This window comes from Rhodococcus sp. ARP2 (assembly GCF_001029585.1).
GTDB classification, from domain to species: Bacteria; Actinomycetota; Actinomycetes; order Mycobacteriales; family Mycobacteriaceae; genus Rhodococcus_F; species Rhodococcus_F erythropolis.
The window spans coordinates 90,117-110,199 of the sequence record NZ_LEKE01000083.1; the positions used below are offsets into that span (position 1 = coordinate 90,117).

The 20,083-nt window shown below is 62.4% G+C and carries 15 protein-coding genes; 13 read left to right on the plus strand and 2 right to left on the minus strand.

Annotation, left to right across the window (positions count from 1 at the left end; translation table 11 throughout):
• Window positions 1-52: 52 nt before the first annotated feature.
• A complete protein-coding gene (locus tag ABX74_RS21500; RefSeq protein ID WP_019745226.1) occupies window positions 53-670 on the plus strand; it encodes a hypothetical protein in 618 nt (205 codons plus the stop codon).
• 104 nt (window positions 671-774) lie between these two features.
• On the opposite strand, the gene ABX74_RS21505 is transcribed toward ABX74_RS21500, so the two are convergent.
• Together ABX74_RS21505 and ABX74_RS21510 are read right to left on the minus strand one after the other, a co-directional pair.
• Window positions 775-1,926, minus strand: coding sequence for a magnesium and cobalt transport protein CorA (locus ABX74_RS21505; RefSeq protein WP_007731382.1), 1,152 nt, complete (start codon window positions 1,924-1,926; stop codon window positions 775-777).
• Window positions 1,927-2,228: 302 nt separating this feature from the next.
• Window positions 2,229-2,846: a TetR/AcrR family transcriptional regulator gene (locus tag ABX74_RS21510; protein ID WP_020970727.1), complete on the minus strand. Its 618-nt coding sequence runs from the start codon at window positions 2,844-2,846 to the stop codon at window positions 2,229-2,231.
• Window positions 2,847-2,946: 100 nt separating this feature from the next.
• Between ABX74_RS21510 and ABX74_RS21515 the strand changes: the two genes are divergently transcribed.
• The 12 genes from ABX74_RS21515 (at window position 2,947) to ABX74_RS21570 (ending at window position 20,080) form a co-directional block, all read left to right on the plus strand.
• Complete coding sequence (locus tag ABX74_RS21515) at window positions 2,947-3,861, plus strand: SDR family NAD(P)-dependent oxidoreductase (protein ID WP_019745228.1); 915 nt, start codon at window positions 2,947-2,949, stop codon at window positions 3,859-3,861.
• Window positions 3,862-3,910: 49 nt separating this feature from the next.
• Entirely contained in the window at window positions 3,911-5,512 is a 1,602-nt protein-coding gene (locus ABX74_RS21520) for a PucR family transcriptional regulator (RefSeq protein WP_037120543.1), read from the plus strand.
• 144 nt (window positions 5,513-5,656) lie between these two features.
• Window positions 5,657-7,261, plus strand: coding sequence for an ABC transporter substrate-binding protein (locus ABX74_RS21525; RefSeq protein ID WP_020970729.1), 1,605 nt, complete (start codon window positions 5,657-5,659; stop codon window positions 7,259-7,261).
• 227 nt (window positions 7,262-7,488) lie between these two features.
• Window positions 7,489-9,090 carry an ABC transporter substrate-binding protein gene (locus ABX74_RS21530; protein WP_019745231.1) on the plus strand — a complete coding sequence of 534 codons (1,602 nt, stop codon included), beginning with the start codon at window positions 7,489-7,491 and terminating at the stop codon, window positions 9,088-9,090.
• A 65-nt stretch (window positions 9,091-9,155) separates the two neighbouring features.
• Entirely contained in the window at window positions 9,156-10,169 is a 1,014-nt protein-coding gene (locus tag ABX74_RS21535) for an ABC transporter permease (protein WP_019745232.1), read from the plus strand.
• A gap of 1 nt (window position 10,170) precedes the next feature.
• On the plus strand, window positions 10,171-12,051 hold the full coding sequence (locus tag ABX74_RS21540; protein WP_020909058.1) for a dipeptide/oligopeptide/nickel ABC transporter permease/ATP-binding protein: 1,881 nt from the start codon (window positions 10,171-10,173) through the stop codon (window positions 12,049-12,051).
• Window positions 12,048-12,839: an ABC transporter ATP-binding protein gene (locus ABX74_RS21545; protein WP_047889668.1), complete on the plus strand. Its 792-nt coding sequence runs from the start codon at window positions 12,048-12,050 to the stop codon at window positions 12,837-12,839. The genes ABX74_RS21540 and ABX74_RS21545 overlap by 4 nt, the downstream gene beginning before the upstream one ends.
• Entirely contained in the window at window positions 12,836-16,195 is a 3,360-nt protein-coding gene (locus ABX74_RS21550; protein WP_053062067.1) for a serine hydrolase, read from the plus strand. The genes ABX74_RS21545 and ABX74_RS21550 overlap by 4 nt, the downstream gene beginning before the upstream one ends.
• Entirely contained in the window at window positions 16,192-17,355 is a 1,164-nt protein-coding gene (locus ABX74_RS21555; RefSeq protein WP_047889669.1) for a M20/M25/M40 family metallo-hydrolase, read from the plus strand. The genes ABX74_RS21550 and ABX74_RS21555 overlap by 4 nt, the downstream gene beginning before the upstream one ends.
• Window positions 17,333-18,154 (plus strand): GNAT family N-acetyltransferase, encoded by an 822-nt coding sequence (locus ABX74_RS21560; protein WP_029256203.1) that lies wholly within the window; start codon window positions 17,333-17,335, stop codon window positions 18,152-18,154. Before ABX74_RS21555 ends, ABX74_RS21560 begins: the two co-directional genes overlap by 23 nt.
• The gene (menC, locus tag ABX74_RS21565; RefSeq protein ID WP_047889670.1) at window positions 18,144-19,277 is read left to right on the plus strand and encodes an o-succinylbenzoate synthase; all 1,134 of its coding nucleotides are present in this window, start codon (window positions 18,144-18,146) and stop codon (window positions 19,275-19,277) included. The genes ABX74_RS21560 and menC overlap by 11 nt, the downstream gene beginning before the upstream one ends.
• Window positions 19,278-19,399: 122 nt before the next feature.
• Window positions 19,400-20,080, plus strand: coding sequence for a 3'-5' exonuclease (locus tag ABX74_RS21570; RefSeq protein ID WP_042952889.1), 681 nt, complete (start codon window positions 19,400-19,402; stop codon window positions 20,078-20,080).
• Window positions 20,081-20,083 lie beyond the last annotated feature (3 nt).

Consider the following 20,083-nt stretch of genomic DNA (forward strand, 5'->3'; position numbering starts at 1 on the left):
CGAACAATCTACGAACCAACAGAATTATCCAAGAATCAACAAAGGGGTCCTTATGTCCGGAATCGTCCGGCGACTTTGCACTGCGGTGATCGCAACTTCTGCAATCGCCGCCTTCACCGTCGGTTGCGGTTCCGACATCGAGCCGAAAGCCATTGCGGAATCATCTTCCTCGGTTGCCGATTCGACCACTACCTCCGCAGCCCCGACCACCTCGAAGATCACCGGCCAGGAGGGTTCGGACGACGGCGGCGACGTCGACATCGACGTGTCGATCGGTGATTGCGTCAAGCTCGGCGGTACCACGACGGCCGCGGAAATCGACAACGCGGACTGCGGTAGCAAGGATTCCAACTACAAGGTGGTCGCCAAGGTTCCCACCTCTGATCAGTGTGCCTCCGATGTCGACTCGTACTACTACGAGACCCTCGCGGGTGACGAGCAGGGCGCTGTCTGTCTCGACGTCGACTGGGTAGTCGGCGGATGCATGGACCTCGGCAGCGGAATGGACGAGCCCGCCCGCATCGAATGCTCGGATACCAGCGGCACCAATGTAGTCGAGGTCGTCGAAATCCTGCAGAACTCCACGTCGATCGACGAATGCGGTTCGGGGGCAGACTCGGGATTCGAGCACCCGGAACGTAAGTTCACGGTCTGCGTCGCAACGCTCTGATTCGAGCGCCCTCCCGAAAAACACCTGTGCGCCTTGTCAACCGATCTCGGTTGGCAAGGCGCACAGCGCTTTCTACAGCCAGTGCCTTCTACAACCGGCGCTTTCTACAACCAGCCCCGACGTTTGAAGATCGTGTAGAGACTTCCACACGTCAAGAACATCATCGAGAGCGCAAACGGATAGCCCAAGTGCCAGTGCAGTTCCGGCATGTCGTCGAAGTTCATTCCGTACACGGTTCCGATAAGCGTCGGCGCGAAGAGAATTGCCGCCCACGCCGAGACCTTCTTGATCTCCTCGTTCTGCGCGTAGCTCGCCTGCGTCAGATTGCGCATCTCCTCGTTCTGGTTCTGCGACACCAGAGTTGCGTTCACCGTGAGGATGTTTCCGAGCAACTGACGAAAGCCGTCGGCCCGCTCCACCACAGTCGTGGCATGGTCGGTGACGTCGCGGAGGTAACGCTGGAGTTCCTCGTCCGTGTGGTACTTGTCGAACCCCGCCGACAACCCACGCAGCATTCCCAGCAGCGGACGGGTCGCCCGCTGGAATTCGATCACCTCACGGGTCAGTTCGTAGATGCGACGCGAAACTCCGGGATCGCCACTGAACACTTCGGTTTCGATCTCGTCGATGTCGTTCTGCAGGCCGGCCACCACCGGGGCGTACCCGTCGACGACTGCGTCGAGAATGGCGTAGAGAACGGCCTCGGTACCCAACCGCAACAGGTCAGGATCGTTCTCCATGCGAGTCCGCACCGCCGAGAGATCCGGCGATTCACTGTGACGGACGGTCAGAATGAAGTTCGGACCACAGAAGATGTGCAACTCGCCGAATTCGACCCGCTCGGTCTCGTCGCGGTACCGCGCAGCACGCAGGACCACGAACAGTGTCTTGCCGTAGCGCTCGAGCTTGGGGCGCTGGTGCGCGACAATCGCATCCTCGACCGCCAGTTCGTGGAGGTCGAAATGTTGTGCAGCGGCATACAACTGGGCGTCGTCGGGCCGGTACATGCCGATCCACGCCATCGACTGCGAATCCGGAAGGCATGACAGTGCTTCCGCCAGCGTGGACGGCGACGCTATCCGCTCGCCGTCGCGGTACACGCCACTGTTGACGACGGTCGATTCGACGGGCGCCACCGCCTCGGGCGGGGCAGCCTTGACGACGGTGCGTGCGGCACGCGAGTGCCCGGGATGTGAGTCACCGAGACCCGCGGAACGACGTGGCAGTACCGAACGTGAACGACGAAATTCGCGCATGCTGAACAGCTTTCGAGGGAAGAGTGAACGACGACGCTTGCTTCACAGCAAAGCCGAAGCCGATGAACACACGATGAAGCTGCAGCAAAATACCGGAACAACCCGGGCGGCTACAGCTTCAGTTGGTACTCGGAGGTTGGCCACGCATTACAGCCACACCTCCTCTTCCCTGAATTCCTACGCAAGTCCGCGCACGACGCCAACATGCTACCCCGACTGTCAGAGCGGGACAAACCGAACGACAAGCCGCAGGACAGCACGAACCGGTCGGAGGAAACCCGCTCGACGAATGCAGCTTTCAGTCAGTTCGCAGCGCGCAATCCGCCGATCAAGAGTTCGACGATCTGGTCCGCCAACGACTCCGTCTCCGCCAAAGTCTGCCCTTCACGCCTTCGGTACCAGAGGTCGATGCCGTTGAGACTGCTGAGGAGTACTTTTGCCGCCATTCGCGGCGAGCTCGCACGAATGGAACCATCCGCGACACCTTCAGTCATCACGTCGACGAACAGATTCTCGTAGTCGAGTCGCAGCGAATTCAGTTCCACGAGGACTTGCTGTTGCCTCGGCTTGAGCGCGGAGTTCATCTGGCCCCGGACACCTTGGTGGATCGTGTGGTGGTACCCGAGATGTGTCATGAGATTGACCAGGTGGGCGTGCGACATCGCTTCGAGACGCGCGAGGCCGCTGTCTGCCCCGTCGATCCGAGACTCGACCTCCGCGCGGAGCAGGCTCATCCCGCGCTCGTAGATTGCCAGGTAGATGTCGAACTTCGAACGAAAGTGGTAGTAGACAAGACCTTTGGTGGCCCCGATTCGATCGGCCAGCAAATCCATGGTCGTGGCCGCGTAACCGTCTTCGGCAAAGGCGTCGGCGGCGCTGGTGATGATCGCGGATCGCACGTCCGGAAGATCACTACTCATTCGACTTCCACTCCCATTCGCACTGCCTGCCGGCCCTTGACTGTTTCCACGCTATCGCATAGTAATACTGAGTAGTATCCCAGATCAGAGAGGTTTTCCAATGTCGTTGGATTTTTCCGGCAAGGTAGCGATCATCACAGGCGCAGGCGGCGGACTCGGCCGTTCGCATGCATTGGCCCTCGCCGCACGCGGCGCACGCGTCGTCGTCAACGACATGGGTGGCTCGGTCAACGGCAGTGGCGGCGCTGATACCGCAGCAGCCAAGGTAGTGGCGGAAATCGTCGAGTTGGGTGGCGAGGCCATCGCGGACCACTGCGACATCACCGACGTCGACGCCGTCGCCGCCATGGTCGCGACGGCCGTGGACAAGTGGGGCCGCGTGGACATCCTGATCAACAACGCCGGAATCCTGCGCGACAAGTCGTTCATCAAGGCCGAGCTCGACGACTTCCGCAAAGTCATCGACGTGCATCTGATGGGTTCCGTCATCTGTTCCAAGGCAGTCTGGCCGCACATGGTCGAACAGAACTACGGACGCATCCTCATGACTACGTCGGCATCGGGAATTTACGGCAACTTCGGCCAGGCAAACTACGGCGCCGCGAAGTCCGGCGTCGTCGGCCTGATGAACGTTCTCGCTATCGAGGGCGAACGCAAGGGCATCCGCGTCAACTCGCTGGCCCCGACCGCCGCGACCCGCATGACCGAAGACCTCCTCGACGAGAAGACTCTCGCTCTGCTTGCACCCGAATCGATTTCACCCGGCGCGCTGTTCATGGTCTCCGATGACGCACCGACCAAGACCATCCTCAGCGCTGGTGCCGGTGTCTTCGCGATCGCTCGCATGGAAGAGTCGCAGGGCGTGTACATCCCCGAAGGCGCACTCTCCCCTGAGGTCGTCGCCGAACGGTGGTCCGAGATCAGTGACATGACCAATTCCGTCCAGGTGCCCGCGGCGTTCGATCAGACCCGCCGGTTCGTCGAGAAAGCTGTAGCCGAGCAGCCTGCCAACTGAGCAGGGCAACCAGCCAACTGATCGATCCTGCTCCCCCTAAGGTGTGGTGGTGACCACACCAACGGGAGTTTCGATCGTCGACATCGTCGACAGACTGGGAATGACGTTCCTCAGCGGAGGCGACACCGTCGACGACGCCCGCACTGTCAGCCGAGTGACCCTGCACGAAGGGTCCGGAGTCACGCAAGGCAGTGCGGGCGCCGTCGTGCTCGGCGCAGGACTGGCCGAGTCGGCCGACATTGCCACTGCAGTAAAAGAATACGGTTCGGCCGGAGCCGTCGCGCTGATCGTCAGGGAGCCATTGGCCGTCGACGAAAGCGTCGCACGGGCGGTCGCCGAAGCCGATATCGCACTACTTGGAATGGTCAAGGATGCAAGCTGGCTGCAAAGTGCGTCGCTGATCAACGAGATCCTCGAATCCGGCAACAACGGGGACCGCACGTCCGCCGCCGACGCCGACCTGTTCGATCTTGCCAACTCGATCGCTCAGGTATTGAACGGCCCGGTCACCATCGAGAATCAGTCGAGCCGGATCCTCGCGTTTTCGGCGGATCAAGCCTTCGGCGACGAGGCACGTAAGCAGAGCGTCCTCGGACATCAAGTGCCGCAGCACTATTCCGACCGGCTCAGGTCAATGGGGTACTTCAACAAGATCTACGGCTCTACCCTGCCGGTATTTCTACCGGGTATCGGGCCGGGCATCAGGCCCCGGGTCGGCATGCGAATACATGCGGCATCCCAGATCCTCGGTTCGATCTGGGTGATCTTGGACGAGGAGCCGAACGAATTGCAGGTGAAAACGCTCGTCGAGGCGGCGGGGGTAGCCGCGATGAGTTTGCTTCGCGCCAAGCTGGCCGCCGATTCCGCACGACGGCTGAGGTTGGGCGAGGTGATCACGCTACTGAGTGGCGGCACTTCGGCCAAGGAAGCGGCCGAGCGACTGGGCTACGGCCGCTCGAAAGCAAACGTACTTGCGGCCGGCTTCCGTAGCGGCGCCGGCGCATCGTTGGAGGCCGAAGCCGACGTCGATCAACTGGCCCTGACACTCAATACCTATCTCGACCAAGTATTTCCGTTGTCGGTGGCGGCAGCGATCGGCGGCACCGTCTACGCCGTCATCCCACACACCCGGCACCAGACCGACGACGACTACGTGCGTCGGATCGCGTCGGAGTTCGCAGACCGTTCCCGTTCGGAAAAGTCGGTGGTCATCGGAATCGGTGCGACAGTGGCCGACGTGATGACGCTGGAGAAGTCACGCGACGAAGCCGACCGAGCGCTTCGCGTTCTGAGGTCGACGTGGAATTCCTCGGGCCGGACCGTCGCGCGCGCCGACGACGTGCAAATCAATTCCCTACTTCTGCGCCTCTCCGACGCCCTGGCGGACGAGAACGAGACCGCGTCGGGTCCGCTCGCGGTACTGCGTGAGTACGACCGCACTCACGACATCAACCTCGTGGACACCCTTCGAGCCTGGCTCGACACGTTCGGCGACATTCCGGCGGCTGCGTCGTTGGTTCACATCCACGTCAACACGTTCCGGTACCGCCTCAAGAAACTTGCCGGGATTGCCGGAATCGATCTCGATGATCCGGAAACTCGATTCAGCCTGATGCTCCAGCTTCGTCTCTTCTATCCGACAGCGTTGTAGCGATCTACCAAGTCTCACGAAACATTCGTAAATCCGGACGATGTTCTCCTCCTTTTGTTGGGTGAGGATTCAAGCAATCGTTTATTGCTCCTGACCCGACAGACCTCGTGTCACTCGGGCGGGACTACACCTTCCGGAGGCACCATGAAACAACGGTCCTACGCACTGCTGGCTGCGGCAACTGGCACCGTTCTTGCCCTGACCGCGTGCTCATCGGGTGGCTCGTCGGGTTCAGGTTCGGGTGGGGGTGAACCCGTCACGGACGGCACCTTCAAATTGGCTCTCGTGGCCGACCCCGGCGCTCTGAATCCGCTGATGACGGCCGCATCGCCGGCGCACCAGCTGGCGCGTCTGAGCTACGACTATCTGCTCCACCCGGATCCCGATACCGGTGTCACCAAGCCATGGCTCGCCGAGAAATGGGAAGAGACAACCACTTCCGCGTCCTTCACCATTCGCGACGGTGTCACCTGTACCGACGGATCCGCTCTGACTGCCCAGACTGTCGCCGACAACGTCAATTTCATCACCAACGCAGCAAACAAATCTGCTCTCCGCGGGGTGTACGCACCGGCAACTGCGAGCGCCACCGCCGACCCGGCGACACGGACAGTAACGGTGACGACTCCGGAGCCCTCTCCGTTCCTGCTTCTCAACCTGGCGCGAATACCGATCATGTGCGAGGCCGGGTTGAAGGATCCGACGGCGGCAAACAAGACGACCTTCGGGTCGGGCATGTTCCAGATGACAGAGGCAGTCGCGAACGATCATTACTCCTACGTTCGGCGCGACGGCTACAACTGGGGACCGGACGGCACCACCTCGGATACGGCTGGAGTACCCAAGAATGTCGTCGCGTCCATCATCACGAACAACAGCACAGCGGCCAACCAGGTGTTGTCCGGTGATCTGAATGCCGCAGCAGTTTCCGGCCCCGACCAGGATCGTATGAACGCCGCGAACCTGGACACCGTCAAGCAGCCTGCTCCGGCGGGCGAGATGTTCTTCAACCACAGTCCCGGCAATCCGACGAGCGATCCTGCCGTACGCAAGGCTCTGGTCCAGGCTCTCAATCTCGACGACCTCGCCGAGATCTTCACGGCCGGTCGCGGAACCCGGTCGACCACGATGGTGTCCATCGAACCGCGGGCCTGCATCTACGACTCTGTCGCCGGAAACCTGCCGGACTTCGATACCAGTGCAGCCGCAGCAACTCTCGAGTCTGCGGGCTGGAAGGTCGGCGCGGACGGTAAGCGCAGCAAGGACGGCACACCGCTCCGAATTCGGATGGTGTACGAGACGTTCGGTGACGCGACCGATGCTGCCGCCGACGTCGCGGTCAACGCGTGGAACGACCTGGGCGCCACCATTGAACTCACCAGTGGAGACTCGAACAAGATTCTCGATGTAGCACTCAGCGGCAAGGACAACACGGCGTGGGATGTTGTGTGGGAGCCGATCAACGTCGCGCTGCCCAGCATGCTGGTCCCCTTCCTCTCCGGTCCTGTGCCCGCGGCGGGAATGAATTTTGCGTCGATCTCCAACCCGGCCTACGACGCAGCCGTCACCAAGGCTTCCGGGCTGACGGGCGAGGACGCTTGTGCCGCTTGGGCAGACGCTGAGTCCGAGATCATCAAAGCAAACTCGGCGGTACCTTTTGCCGACAAGATCACGACTCTCTACTTCAACAATGCGGGTCTTGCATTCGGCCGCAATTTCATCGGTTCGGCCCTGCGCCTGTACCAGTAGACCGCCGGTAGCGACCGGGGAAATCGTCGTGTTTCGCCGGTCGCTGTCGGTATACGGACAGGTATTCACCGATCCAGGCGGTTTTCGTGGGAGCGGACGAAAATCGACCCGATTTTCGTGAGGATCGACAGAGATGCGCGTCACGTCATGCGCCAAGATTTAGCAGTCAACACTCAATCGCGCCCTCACGTTTTTCGCTCGGGCCCCAGCTCCATCCCGGAGGCACCATGAAACACCGCTCCTATCCAACACTTGCGGCAGCCGCAGGGCTCACGCTTGTGTTGTCTGCTTGTGGCTCGGGAGGCACGTCCTCGGGCGCCAGTGGCGGTGAACCGGCCACGGACGGGACCTTCCGTTTCGCCCTGCAGGCCGATCCGGGCGCACTCAACCCGATCATGTCGGCCTCTCAGGCAACCGCCGAGCTGTCTCGATTGGCCTACGACTACCTGATCTACCAGGATCCCGATACCAGCGAAGTCGGACCGTGGTTGGCGGAGAAGTGGGAGGAGACCCCGACCTCGGCGTCCTTCACCATCCGTGACGGGGTGACCTGTACCGACGGATCGACGCTGACTTCCCAGACCGTCGCGGACAACATCAACTTCGTGGCCAATCCGGACAACGGTTCACAGTTGCGCGGGTCCTCCGTTCCGACCGGTGCCACAGCAACCGCCGATCCGGCAGCGCGCACCGTCACGGTGACCACCGCGGCGCCGAGCCCGTTCCTGCTTCTCAACGTCGGTCGACTGCCGATCCTGTGCGAGGCCGGGCTGAAAGATCCGACAGCATCGAACAAGAAGTCGCTCGGCACCGGCATGTTCGAAGTCACCGAAGTCGCCGCCAACGACCACTACACGTTCCAGCGACGTGATGGCTACAACTGGGGCCCCGACGGCACCGCTTCCGATACCCCCGGCGTCCCCAAGACGGTCATCGCCGCGATGGCACCGAACGTGAGCACCGCCGCAAATCAGCTTCTCTCGGGTGAACTCAATGCAGCTCCGATCGCCGGGCCGGACAAGGACCGCGTCGCGGCAGCCAATCTGGACTCGGTTGGCCGGCCGGTGCCCGCAGGCCAGATGTACTTCAACCAGATCGCCAGCAACCCCACCAGTGATCCGGCAGTGCGCAAGGCGCTGATCCAAGCGGTCAATCTCGACGACCTCACTCAGGTCATCACCGCCGGAAACGGGGTCCGGGCAACCAGTCTCGTCGCCGTCGAACCGCGCGCCTGTGTCTACGACTCTGTCGCAGGCAACATTCCGGACTTCGACCTCACAGCTGCAAAGGCAACACTGGACGGCGCTGGTTGGACTGCCGGCGCTGACGGCAAGCGAAGCAAGGATGGCAAGCCGCTCAATCTCCGCCTCGTGTACGACGGCACCGACGATCCGCGCAACGCGGCGGCAGAACTTGCTCAGTCGGCGTGGTCCGAACTCGGCGCAAACGTCGAGGTGACCGGTGGTGACTCGAACAAGATCATCGACGTCATTCTGAGCGGCAAGGACAACTCTGCCTGGGACATCGCCTGGGTCCAGATCAACTCCTCGCTGCCCAGCACGTTCACCGCGTACTTTGCCGGGCCGGTTCCCGCAGCAGGCAAGAATTTCGGATCGGTCAGCAACCCCGCCTACGAAGCAGCAGCCACCAAGGCTTCCGGTCTGACCGGTAGCGACGCTTGTGACGCTTGGGCCGACGCCGAGTCGGAGCTCACCAAGACGATCGCGGCCGTGCCCTTCGCAGATTCCGTCATGAACGTGTACTTCAACAAGGCCGGACTCTCATTCGGTAAGACGCTCACCGGTTCTGCGTTGCGTCTCTACCAGTAAGTCGTTTTCCCGCTCAGCATCTCTTCCCGCCCTGCATCTGTTCCCGCCCTCCGGAAAGACAGCCCATGAGTCAAACTATTGAAGCCGCGAAACCAGAAGCGGCGCCTCAGGCTCGAGCAAAGTGGCTCGAGTCCGACAGCTGGCCCGCATATCTTCTGCGTCGTTTCGGCACCTTCGTGATTTCACTCTGGGCGCTGGTGACTGCGGCGTTCCTGATGCTCCAACTGATTCCGGGCGACCCGGTTCGGTTGGCTCTGGGAATGAACGCACCGGTCGAACTGGTCGAGACAACGAGGTCTCAGCTCGGTTACGACCTTCCCTTGTGGCAGCAGTACTTCCGATTCGTCGGCGGGTTGCTGAGCGGGAATCCCGGTGACTCGATCACCTTGAGGACTCCGGTCTTCGAGGTGATCGCGTCCCGCCTCCCTGCAACACTCGAACTGGCTGTACTCACAGTCGTCACGGTGCTGCTACTGGGCATTCCGATCGGCCTCATCTTCGCTGCACTGACCCGCAACGGTCGACGACGCGGAGTCGAGATCGGTTACACCGCAACGTCAGGCACTATCGCCGTGATCCCCGAGTTCATGTTCGGTACGGCGCTGGTCTACCTCTTTGCCGTCACGTTCCCTGTTCTGCCCGTCGCCGGCCGAGGTGGACCGGAAAGCTACATCCTCCCGGTCGCGGCCATGTCGATCGGTGCCATCGCCTCGATGTCGCGCATCGTCCGTGCAGAGGCACTCGGCGTGTTGGACATGGACTACATCCGTACGGCGCGCGCCAAGCGAATGCCCGTGGCACGAATCTACTTCCGTCACGCAATGCCCAACCTCATGACGTCGACGCTGACGCTCGCCGGACTCCTCCTGGGTGGTCTGATTGCCGGCACCGTGCTCATCGAGAGCATCTTCGCCTGGCCCGGCATGGGCATGGCGCTGGTCAAGTCCATCACCGAGAAGGACTACCCGCTCGCCCAGACACTGGTCGTGATCTACGGCGCCATCGTCCTTCTCATCAATTTCATCGTCGACGTGGTGCTCGCTCTCATCGACCCACGATCCACAATTCGGGAGAACTGAGTTGAGCACCTCACCTACGGCCCCCACTGCGGCCCCCAAGACGCCCCCGCGACGACACTGGATCGTCGGAACGTTCCGCACCCCATTGGGAATCCTGGCCCTCACCTTCCTGACCGCTCTGATCGCCCTCGTCATCTTCGGACCGATGATCTGGGGTGACGCCGCTGTCGCAGCCAACCCGAAGGCACTCTCTCAGGGACCGAGTTCCGAGCACATCTTCGGCACCGACGCCGGCGGGCGTGACGTCTTCGCCCGCACGATGACCGCCGCGAGACTGTCGGTGCTCATGGCTCTCGGAGCCGTCGCACTCGGTGTCACAATTGGCCTGATACTCGGTACGCTCCCGACGCTCGCTCCCCGCTGGGTCGGACGAATGGTCGTGGCATTCCTCAACTTCGCCATCGCGTTCCCCGGACTGCTCCTCGCGATCTTCCTGTTGGTCGTTCTCGGACAGGGTGCGGGCAGCGCGGTGATCGCCATCGGCCTCGCCCTGGCCTCGCCGTTCGCGAGGTTGACGTACGCACTGGCTTCGTCGGTCAACGGACGCGACTTCATCGACGCAGCACGCATCCTCGGGGTCACCAAGCCGGGGCTGCTGTTCCGCCACATTCTCCCCAATATCCGTGAACCACTCATCGTCAATGCCAGCATCGCTGTCGGCAGCGGCCTGGTGGTCTTCGCCGGACTCTCGTTCCTCGGCTTGGGCATTCAGCCACCTGCATTCGACTGGGGCCGGATGCTCAACGAAGGTCTGTCGAAGATCTTCGTCAACCCGGCCACCGCACTTGCCCCCGGCATCGCCGTCGTGCTCGCCGGCTTGACCTTCACGCTGCTCGGCGAGGCCATTGCTCGCGGCGCGGGAGTTCGCAGCCCGATCAGCAGTCGCCTGCCGAAGTGGAAGCCGATCAACCGGAAAACTGCTCAGGCCGATTCGGCGCCCAGCGACGAGGACGCAGTTCTCACCGTCCGCAACATGTCCGTCGCAGTCCCCGCGGGTGACGACTGGCGTCGCCCCGTCGACAACATCAGTTTTACAGTTCATCGCGGCGAAACCGTGGGCATCGTCGGTGAATCCGGCTCCGGAAAGTCACTGAGTTGCATGGCAATCGCGCAGCTGACCGACCACCCCACCGTGGTCGACGCCGGGCTCATCGAGTTCGACGGCACCGTGCTGATGAAGGACGGGAAGCGGCCGGACAACGCGGCTTCGCGCAAGGTTGCCCGCCAACTCGGCACACGTATGGCGATGGTGTTCCAGGATCCGATGTCGTCCATGAATCCGTCTCTCAAGGTCGGATACCAGGTCGCCGAGATCGGTTGGCTCCACGAAGGTATGAGCAAGGTCGACGCGAAGAAGGCGGCAGTCGAGCGACTGAACGCCGTCAAGATCCCCGACGCGCCCAGGCGTGCGAAGCAGTACCCCCACGAGTTCTCCGGCGGTATGCGTCAGCGCGCGATGATCGCCATGGGTCTGATGGGCAAGCCCGCTCTGATCATCGCGGACGAACCCACCACTGCGCTCGATGTGACCGTTCAGCGTGAGGTTCTCGGGTTGCTCCACGAGGTTCGCGAAGAAACCGGCGCCGCAATCCTTCTCATCTCGCACGATATGGCCGTCATCACCGGCATGTGCACCCGTGTCCTGGTCATGTTTGCCGGCGAAATCGTCGAAGACATCGCAGTCGACGATCTGATCGCCGGTCGTGCAAAGCATCCGTACACCCGCGCGCTGATCGCCGCGGTCCCCACCATGAGCACCGATCGCGACAAGCCGCTTGCCACCGTCGACGAAGCCTGGCAGGTGGAGAGCCTCGACGCCGAGGAGAGCACCGCCGACATCGAGTTGGAAGAACTGTTGGCTGTTGCAGAGGAGATCCGATGAGCAGGCTCGAATTCCGTGACGTCAACGTCCACCTCGGTAGCGGTTCGAAAAAATTCCACGCCGTCAAGAACATCAATCTCGACATCCCCTCCGGATCGGTGGTCGGTCTCGTCGGTGAATCGGGTTCCGGAAAGTCGACACTGGCGCGAGCAACTGTCGGCTTGGCCGAGCCCAGTTCCGGCCAGATCCTTCTCGACGGTGTGGACGTCGCTCACGCCCGCGGCGCGACGGCTCGTCTGCGCCACCGGATCCAGATGGTCTTCCAAGATCCGTACTCGTGCCTCGACCCGCGAATGACCATCGGCCAGTCACTCGCCGAGGCTCTGCGGTCCACCGAGCGTCGTGACAAAGCTCGCCGCGGCCGCGGCGACCGCGCTGCCGAGGTGGCTCGACTCCTCACCACCGTCCAACTGCCGGTGGAGAAGGCGCACGAATACCCGTCGTCGTTGTCTGGTGGTCAGCGCCAACGCGTTGCCCTCGCGCGGGCTTTGGCAGCCGCACCGGCAGTTCTGCTTGCAGACGAAATCACCTCCGCTCTGGACGTGTCCGTGCAGGGCGCGGTTCTGAATCTGTTGGTGGATCTGCAGAAGCAGCTAGGTCTGACGGTTCTGTTCGTCAGTCACAACCTGGCGGTGATCCGCTATGTCTGTGACCACGTCGCAGTCATGCTCGGCGGCGAGATCGTCGAACACGGGCCGGTTCTCGACGTGATCGATTCGCCCAAGGAGCCGTACACGGCAAAGCTGTTGTCCGCGATCCCGACCTTCGGGGAGCCGATGTTCCAATGACAACGCCGACCACTCTCGACTCCCCCGCTGCCGTAGCCCGTGCCGAAGAACGTCGTTCGGCGAGAATCCAGGATTACGCGTCCGTGGTTACACCGACCAGCATCGCCGTCTCGGCGTCGGGACGCATTGCATACGTACGTACCGAAGCGAATCCGGCCGCGGATACCAACGAGCACTCGATCTGGTTGGCTTCCCCGCAACTACAGCTCACCGCGGGACCTGCCGACACCTCGCCGGCATGGCATCCCGTTTCCACGCTGTTGGTCTTCGTTCGGCCGGATTCCTCGGGCACACCGCAACTGTGGAAGGTCGACGCCACCGGCGGGCCCGCCGTTCAGATGACCACCACGGCGCAGCTCCCGCTCGGCGCTGGGGCACCAGTGTTCTCTCCCGACGGTGCTCGAATCGCCTTCAGCGCCCCGGTCGACCGCACTGCCGCCGGATCGTCACACCTCTTGGTGGCGAAACGCCTCAACTACAAGGTCGACGGATCCGGTGTCCGGGGCAGCGTTCGGGCGCACTTGTTCGAGTTCGATCTGGCCGCCGGCTCGCTTCGGCAACTGACGGACGGCGATTGGGACGCTTCGCATCCCGCGTACAGTCCCGACGGCACCGAACTTGCTTTCACCGCGGCGATGGACGGCAATGCCGATCTGACACGGGCGAGCTCCGCGTGGACCGTATCGCTGACTGATCTCGCCTCGGCTCCGCGGATGCTGGGGCACGCACGCGGCATCGCCGGACCACTGACGTGGACACCTGTCGGCGACGCCGTCGTAGCAGTCGGTTGGCACACGCCGATCATTCACAACAACGAACTTCTTGTCCTGCACCGCGACCAGCGAATGGAAGACCGCAGTCTGACATCCGCACTCGACCGAAACGTCATGCCTGGCGGGACCGGTTATCCCGGTGGCGCACCGCGTTTCACCGCCGACGGCGACATCGTCTTCTGCATCCGCAACCACGGCTCCACCGAACTGCACAAGGTCGATTTCGGATCAGGCTCCGTCTCACCACTTCTCACCGGAGAACAGACAGTGGTCTCCGGTCTTGCCCTGACCTCTGGGAAGGCCGTCGTCGCGCTGGCAACGGCGACGTCCTTCGGTGAGGTCGCCGTCATCGACCTCGAGACTCGTGCAGTCGAAACCGTCACCGAATTGAACACGGAACTGACAACTTCCGTCGCGTTTCCAGTCGCCTCCGAGCGTTGGTTCGACATCAGCGACGGCACCCGTGTTCAGGGTTGGATCCTGCGCGACCCGAACGTCACGGGCGCCGGTCCGCTGGTTCTGGACGTCCACGGCGGACCACACAATGCCTGGACCGGTACACCCACCCCGATGCACGCGTACCACGCGGAACTGGTCGCGCTCGGATATACGGTCTTGATGATCAATCCGCGGGGAAGCGACGGCTACGGCAACGAGTTCTTCGACGGTGTGCGTGACGGTTGGGGTGAGGCGGATCGCGCCGACCTGCTCGAACCAGTCGAAACCCTTGTCGCCGAAGGGATGGCCGATCCGAAGCAACTGGTGCTCACTGGCTACAGCTACGGCGGATTCATGACGTGCGCCCTGACGTCCGTCACCGATCGGTTTGCCGTCGCAGTCGCTGGCGGCCTTGTCTGCGACATCGCGAACACGGCGGGCCCCTCGGACGAGGGCATCTTGCTGCAGACGGTCGAATTCGACCCGCAGTCATCTCGGGTACAGGAACTTTCGCCGCTGGGGCGAGTCTCCCAGGTGACGACACCGACGCTGATACTTCACGGCGGTAGCGACGTCCGCTGCCCGGTCAACCAGGCAGAACAGTGGTTCGGTGGACTGCGTTTGGCCGGCACCCCGACCGAACTGGTGGTCTTCCCGGGCGCGTCGCATGCCTTTGTGCTGACGGGTCGACCCTCCCACCGTCTGGATTACAGCACCCGTCTCGTCGACTGGATCGAACGTCATCTCTCGCCTACGCCGGCACTGACCACGGTCGATCCCGACTACTGGCAGTACCGACTCGACACCCTGAGCGCGAAGTACGGGGTACCCGGTGCTTCGCTCGGAATTCTGACCACTACCCGCAGCGGTTTCGACCGCACCGTGGTGACGTCCGGTGTCGTCAGTACCCGTACCGGTGTCGCGGCCACTCCCGACACGTTGTTCCAGATGGGTTCGATCAGCAAGGTCTGGACGGCCACCCTGATCATGCAACTCGTCGAAGAAGGATTACTGGACCTCGACTCGCCTGTCCGGAACATTCTGCCGGGCTTCGCAGTTGCCGACGCGGTAGCCACTGAAACGGTCACCACTCGCCACCTGTTGACTCACACCAGTGGCATCGACGGTGACGTCTTCATCGACGGCGGACGCGGCGACGACTGCGTCGAGCGATACGTCGCAGCCCTGACATCGACGGTGCAGCTCTTCGCACCCGGTACCGATTGGTCGTACTGCAACACCGGCTTCGTCATCGCCGGACGAATCATCGAGGTTCTCCGAGGCAAGAGTTGGGACGCGGTTCTGCGTGAGCGGATCATCGAGCCTCTCGGCCTGACCAAGACCACGACCTTGCCCGAGGAGACGGCACTGCACCGCGCTGCGGTCGGGCATGTCGGCGGTGCCGACAATCTCGCGCAGACACCACAATTCCTCATCCCTCGCTCGATGGGCCCCGCCGGTCTCATCAACAGCACCGCCGAGGACCTTCTTCTGTTCGCGCAGGATTCGATGCGCGAGGATCCGATTCTGCTTCAGCGGTCCACCCATCTGGCGATGCTCGAGGAGCGCCGCCAGATCGGAGAGGTGTCATCTGCAGACATCATGGGAACCACGTGGCTGCTGCACAATTGGGACGGGGTGCTGGCGCATGGTCACAACGGTGGAACCCTCGGACAGCAGTCCTTCTTGCGGGTGGTCCCGTCCTGCGGCATTGCGGTAGTCCTGATGGCCAACGGCGGTGCGATGGACGCTCTCTCGGGCGACCTTCTCGCCGAGGTGATCGGTTCCATCGGCGGCGTCGCCGTGACACCGGCATTTTCGCCTGGAGACCCCGCCACCCGCACCACGTCCTCACCTGAGGAACTCGATGCGCTGTGCGGTCTGTACCGCGATGCTGCTGCCGATTTCGTCCTGGAAAGGACCGGGAGTTCCCTGACCGCCCGCCGCACCGAGCACATCGACCCTTCGGTCAACGCCGAAAGCGCAGAGTCCGTCTCTCTCAGCCTGATCGAAGTTCACCCTGGAGTATTCGCGACCCAACTACCTCAATCAGCGGGTTGGATCCGGATCACTTTCTCCGACACCGGGAGTACACAATTGCTACACGTCGGAAGCCGCGCGTATCCGCGAGTGAACAACCGATGACCATTCTCCGCGATCTGGCCGAGCGCCAACTTCCTCAGATCCTCGAGGACGCCATCGCGCTCATTGAAGTCGAGTCGCCGTCGCACGATCTCGAAGCTGTTGCCCGCAGCGCGAAGTGGACGTCAGACCTTGTCCACGAGCGACTCGGAGTGACACCGGAGTCGATAGTGACGGAAGGCCGAACCCATCTGGTGACCCGTTTCGGCAGCTCACCGACGCGGCTGATGCTGCTCGGTCACCACGACACCGTGTGGCCGATCGGAACCCTGACGCGCCTACCCGCAGCGGTCCCCGAGGGCGCACTACGAGGTCCGGGTGGCCTCGACATGAAACTTGGTGTCGTTCAGGCAATCCACGCCCTCGCCATCGTCCGAGAGTTGCACGGCGACGATGCACTCGACGGAATCACACTTCTGGTCACCGGTGACGAAGAAATCGGTTCGCCCACGTCGCGGTCACTGATCGAGGACCTCGCGGCGGGCGCGGTACTGGTTCTCGAGGCCGGCGGAGACGGCGGCGAACTGAAGACTGTCCGCAAGGGAGTGTCGCTGTATCGGATCCATGTTGCCGGTCGCGCCGCGCACGCCGGGCTGGAGCCGGAAAAGGGCATCAATGCTGCAGTAGAACTGGCTCGTCTCGTGATCGCGGTCAACGACTTGTCCTCGCCTGCGCAGGCAACCACCGTCACCCCGACTGTCATTTCGGCCGGAACCACCACCAACACCGTTCCGGCAGAAGCCTTTGTCGACGTGGACGTGCGCGCAACCAGCGCTGCCGAGCAGGATCGGATCGATGCAAGTATCCGAGCCCTGCAGGCAATCCACCCCGAAGCCGTAGTCACGGTCTCGGGTGGCGTCAACCGACCACCTCTCGAAGCGACGATGTCCGCACCGTTGCTGGCGTTGGCGGAACATGTTGCGCTCGAGCATGATCTGACTCCTCCCGTCGGGCTCGCCGTAGGCGGAGCCTCGGACGGAAACTTCACTGCCGGTATCGGTATCCCCACCCTCGATGGCCTCGGTGGCGTCGGCGGCGGTGCACACGCCGAGACCGAGCATGCGCTCGTGTCCGCTATCGCCCCGAGGACGGCGTTGGTTGCGGGCCTTATTCGTTCGATCACGTCTGAAGGGGGCCCTCGTGTCGAAAAGCAAAGCGGTTGAGTTTCGAGAGCTGGTCGACAATCGCGAAATAGCCGATCTATCCGCCGTTTTCGATGAGATCTGGGCTACCAGCCCCGGACCGGCTCATTTCGGCACGGCGATGTTGGTTGCGCTTCATCACGGTGGTCACTACGTGGTGGGAGCCTTTTCCGAAGGCGAAATGATCGGTGGTTGTGTCGGATTCTTCGTCGAGCCTCTCGGCGAGGTTCTGCACTCACACATCGCCGGAGTACTACCGGGACACGCAGGCAAGGGAATCGGCCGCGCCCTCAAGCATCATCAGCGAGACTGGTGCATCGAGCGCGGTGTCAGGACGATCCGGTGGACCTTCGATCCACTGGTCGCACGAAATGCCTATTTCAACATTCAGCGTCTCGGTGCCGCACCGACCGAATACAACCCGGATTTCTACGGTTCGATGGCAGACGGCATCAACGCAGGCGACGCCAGCGATCGTATGCTCGTCAGTTGGGATCTCGACGTCGATGGATCTCCGAGTTCTGCTGTGGCCGTGAATGATACATTCAAGGTGCTTCAACCCACCGAGGACGGTACGCCTCGAATGCTCCCGATCCCACCCGACTGCATCGATATCGCAGTCGGAATACCCCGAGACATCGAGCATCTGAGAACAGTCGACCGCGCCTCTGCCTTTGCCTGGCGACACGCGCTTCGCGAGTACCTCGAACCACTGATCGCCTCGAAGGAATGGCAATCGACCGGCTTCGACCCCAGCGGCTATTACACGTTCACGAAAATCTGCGAGACAACCGGAGAAGAGCAAGTCCATGCACATTGAGTCCGTCGAATTGCGCGAACTGCGCATCCCTCTCGTCTCCCCCTTCACCACGTCATTCAGCACCCAGCTCGAGCGCAACACCCTCGTCCTGAAGGTGAGCGGCACCACCGACGGCCCCAACGGTCCGGTGGAGACTGTCGGCTGGGGCGAGTGCGGTTCGCTGAGCGATCCGTACTACAACTCGGAGTACACCGCTGGTGCGCGGGCGATGCTTCGCGAGTATCTCGTTCCGACGCTACGTAAGTCGCAGTCGGATCAGCCGCTCTCGGCCGAGACGGTCGGCAGCGTACTTCACCACATCGTGGGTCACCAGATGTCCAAGTCGGCTATCGAAATGGCAATTCTCGATGCTGAATTGCGCGGTCGTGGACAATCTTTCGCTCGGTACCTCGGTGCAACGCGCACACGAGTTCCCTCGGGAGTGTCCGTCGGCATCCAGGACAGCATCCCTCAGCTGCTCGAGACCGTCGGCAACTATCTGTCGCAGGGGTACGTGCGAATCAAGCTGAAGATCAAGCCGGGCTGGGACATCGCTCCCGTGGCTGCGGTGCGCAAGGAGTTCGGCTACGACGTTCCTCTGCAGGTCGACGCAAATGCCGCGTACACCCTCGTCGACGCGCAGTTGCTCCGTCGCCTGGACGAATTCGCACTGCTCCTCATCGAACAGCCGCTGGCCGAGGACGATTTGGTGCAGCACGCCAAGCTCGCCCAGTCCCTCTCGACTCCGATCTGCCTCGACGAGTCGGTCGAGTCGGCCAAGGATGCGGCGGATGCCATCACGCTCGGTGCCGCTTCGGTCATCAACATCAAGCCGAGCCGTGTCGGTGGATATCTGGAAGCCAAGCGCATCCACGATCTCGCCTCGGCACACGGTATCGCGGTGTGGTGCGGCGGAATGCTCGAGACCGGAATCGGCCGCGCCGCCAACGCGGCCCTCGCGGCGCTGGACGGGTTCACGCTGCCCGGCGACATCTCGGCGTCCGATCGCTTCTACAAGGAGGACATCACCGAACCGTTTGTCATCGAGGACGGCCACATCGCCGTGCCGCAGGGACCGGGCTTCGGCGTGACTCCACGTGAAGACGTCATGGATCGCTTCACGGTCGGAACCGAGACTCTGTAGGTCCACACAGTCACGCAGCAGCCACCTCCACCTTCACCCGGCGGAGGTGGCTGTTCGTCGTTTCTGTCGGTAGGGAGGTGCATAGTGATTCGGACATGACGTTCTGCACCGAAAGGCCCCCGATGAGTAGCTGGTCCGATCGCCCGATCTGCGCGTTCGACCTCGAGACCACGGGGCGGGATCCGTCGACCGCTCGCATCGTCAGTGCCTGCGTCGCGGTCATCGACGGTTCGAATGTCGAAACACGCACGTGGTTACTCGATCCCGGCGTCGATATCCCCGCCGACGCTTCGGCTATTCACGGAATCAGCACCGAGTACGCGGCGCGGCACGGCCAGAACTACGCCGAGGGCTACGAAGAGATTCGCGATGCTCTGCATAATTCCTGGGCGCGCGATCACGCCGTCGTGGCGTTCAATGCCTCCTATGATCTGACGGTCATGCATGCCGAGGGTCTGCGCATCGGCAAGCCCGCATTCGTTCCCGGGTTGGTGATTGATCCGTACGTGATCGATCGGGCGATGGATACGTTCCGCAAGGGCAAGCGAACGCTTGCGGCCGTGTGCGAGCACTACGGAATTTCATTGGAGTCGGCGCACGAAGCCGAGGCCGATGCCAAAGCGGCGGCGGCGTTGGCCCGCGAGTTGGCCGTGCGGTTCCCCGACCTCCTGGGGCTCGATCTCATGGTCGATCAAGCCGATTGGCACGCCGAGCGCCAGCGTGATTTCGCCGAGTACCTACTCAGCCAGGGCCGGGACGTAGGAGACGTCGACGGCCAGTGGCCGATTCGCGTTATCGCCTGATCC

Excerpts from the sequence above, each read along its gene's own strand:
- ABX74_RS21535 (WP_019745232.1), top strand. The coding sequence starts at position 9,156 with ATGAGTCAAACTATTGAAGCCGCGAAACCAGAAGCGGCGCCTCAGGCT.
- ABX74_RS21505 (WP_007731382.1), bottom strand. The coding sequence starts at position 1,926 with ATGCGCGAATTTCGTCGTTCACGTTCGGTACTGCCACGTCGTTCCGCG.
- menC (WP_047889670.1), top strand. The coding sequence starts at position 18,144 with ATGCACATTGAGTCCGTCGAATTGCGCGAACTGCGCATCCCTCTCGTC.
- ABX74_RS21550 (WP_053062067.1), top strand. The coding sequence starts at position 12,836 with ATGACAACGCCGACCACTCTCGACTCCCCCGCTGCCGTAGCCCGTGCC.
- ABX74_RS21570 (WP_042952889.1), top strand. The coding sequence starts at position 19,400 with ATGAGTAGCTGGTCCGATCGCCCGATCTGCGCGTTCGACCTCGAGACC.
- ABX74_RS21555 (WP_047889669.1), top strand. The coding sequence starts at position 16,192 with ATGACCATTCTCCGCGATCTGGCCGAGCGCCAACTTCCTCAGATCCTC.
- ABX74_RS21545 (WP_047889668.1), top strand. The coding sequence starts at position 12,048 with ATGAGCAGGCTCGAATTCCGTGACGTCAACGTCCACCTCGGTAGCGGT.
- ABX74_RS21515 (WP_019745228.1), top strand. The coding sequence starts at position 2,947 with ATGTCGTTGGATTTTTCCGGCAAGGTAGCGATCATCACAGGCGCAGGC.
- ABX74_RS21525 (WP_020970729.1), top strand. The coding sequence starts at position 5,657 with ATGAAACAACGGTCCTACGCACTGCTGGCTGCGGCAACTGGCACCGTT.
- ABX74_RS21510 (WP_020970727.1), bottom strand. The coding sequence starts at position 2,846 with ATGAGTAGTGATCTTCCGGACGTGCGATCCGCGATCATCACCAGCGCC.
- ABX74_RS21530 (WP_019745231.1), top strand. The coding sequence starts at position 7,489 with ATGAAACACCGCTCCTATCCAACACTTGCGGCAGCCGCAGGGCTCACG.
- ABX74_RS21500 (WP_019745226.1), top strand. The coding sequence starts at position 53 with ATGTCCGGAATCGTCCGGCGACTTTGCACTGCGGTGATCGCAACTTCT.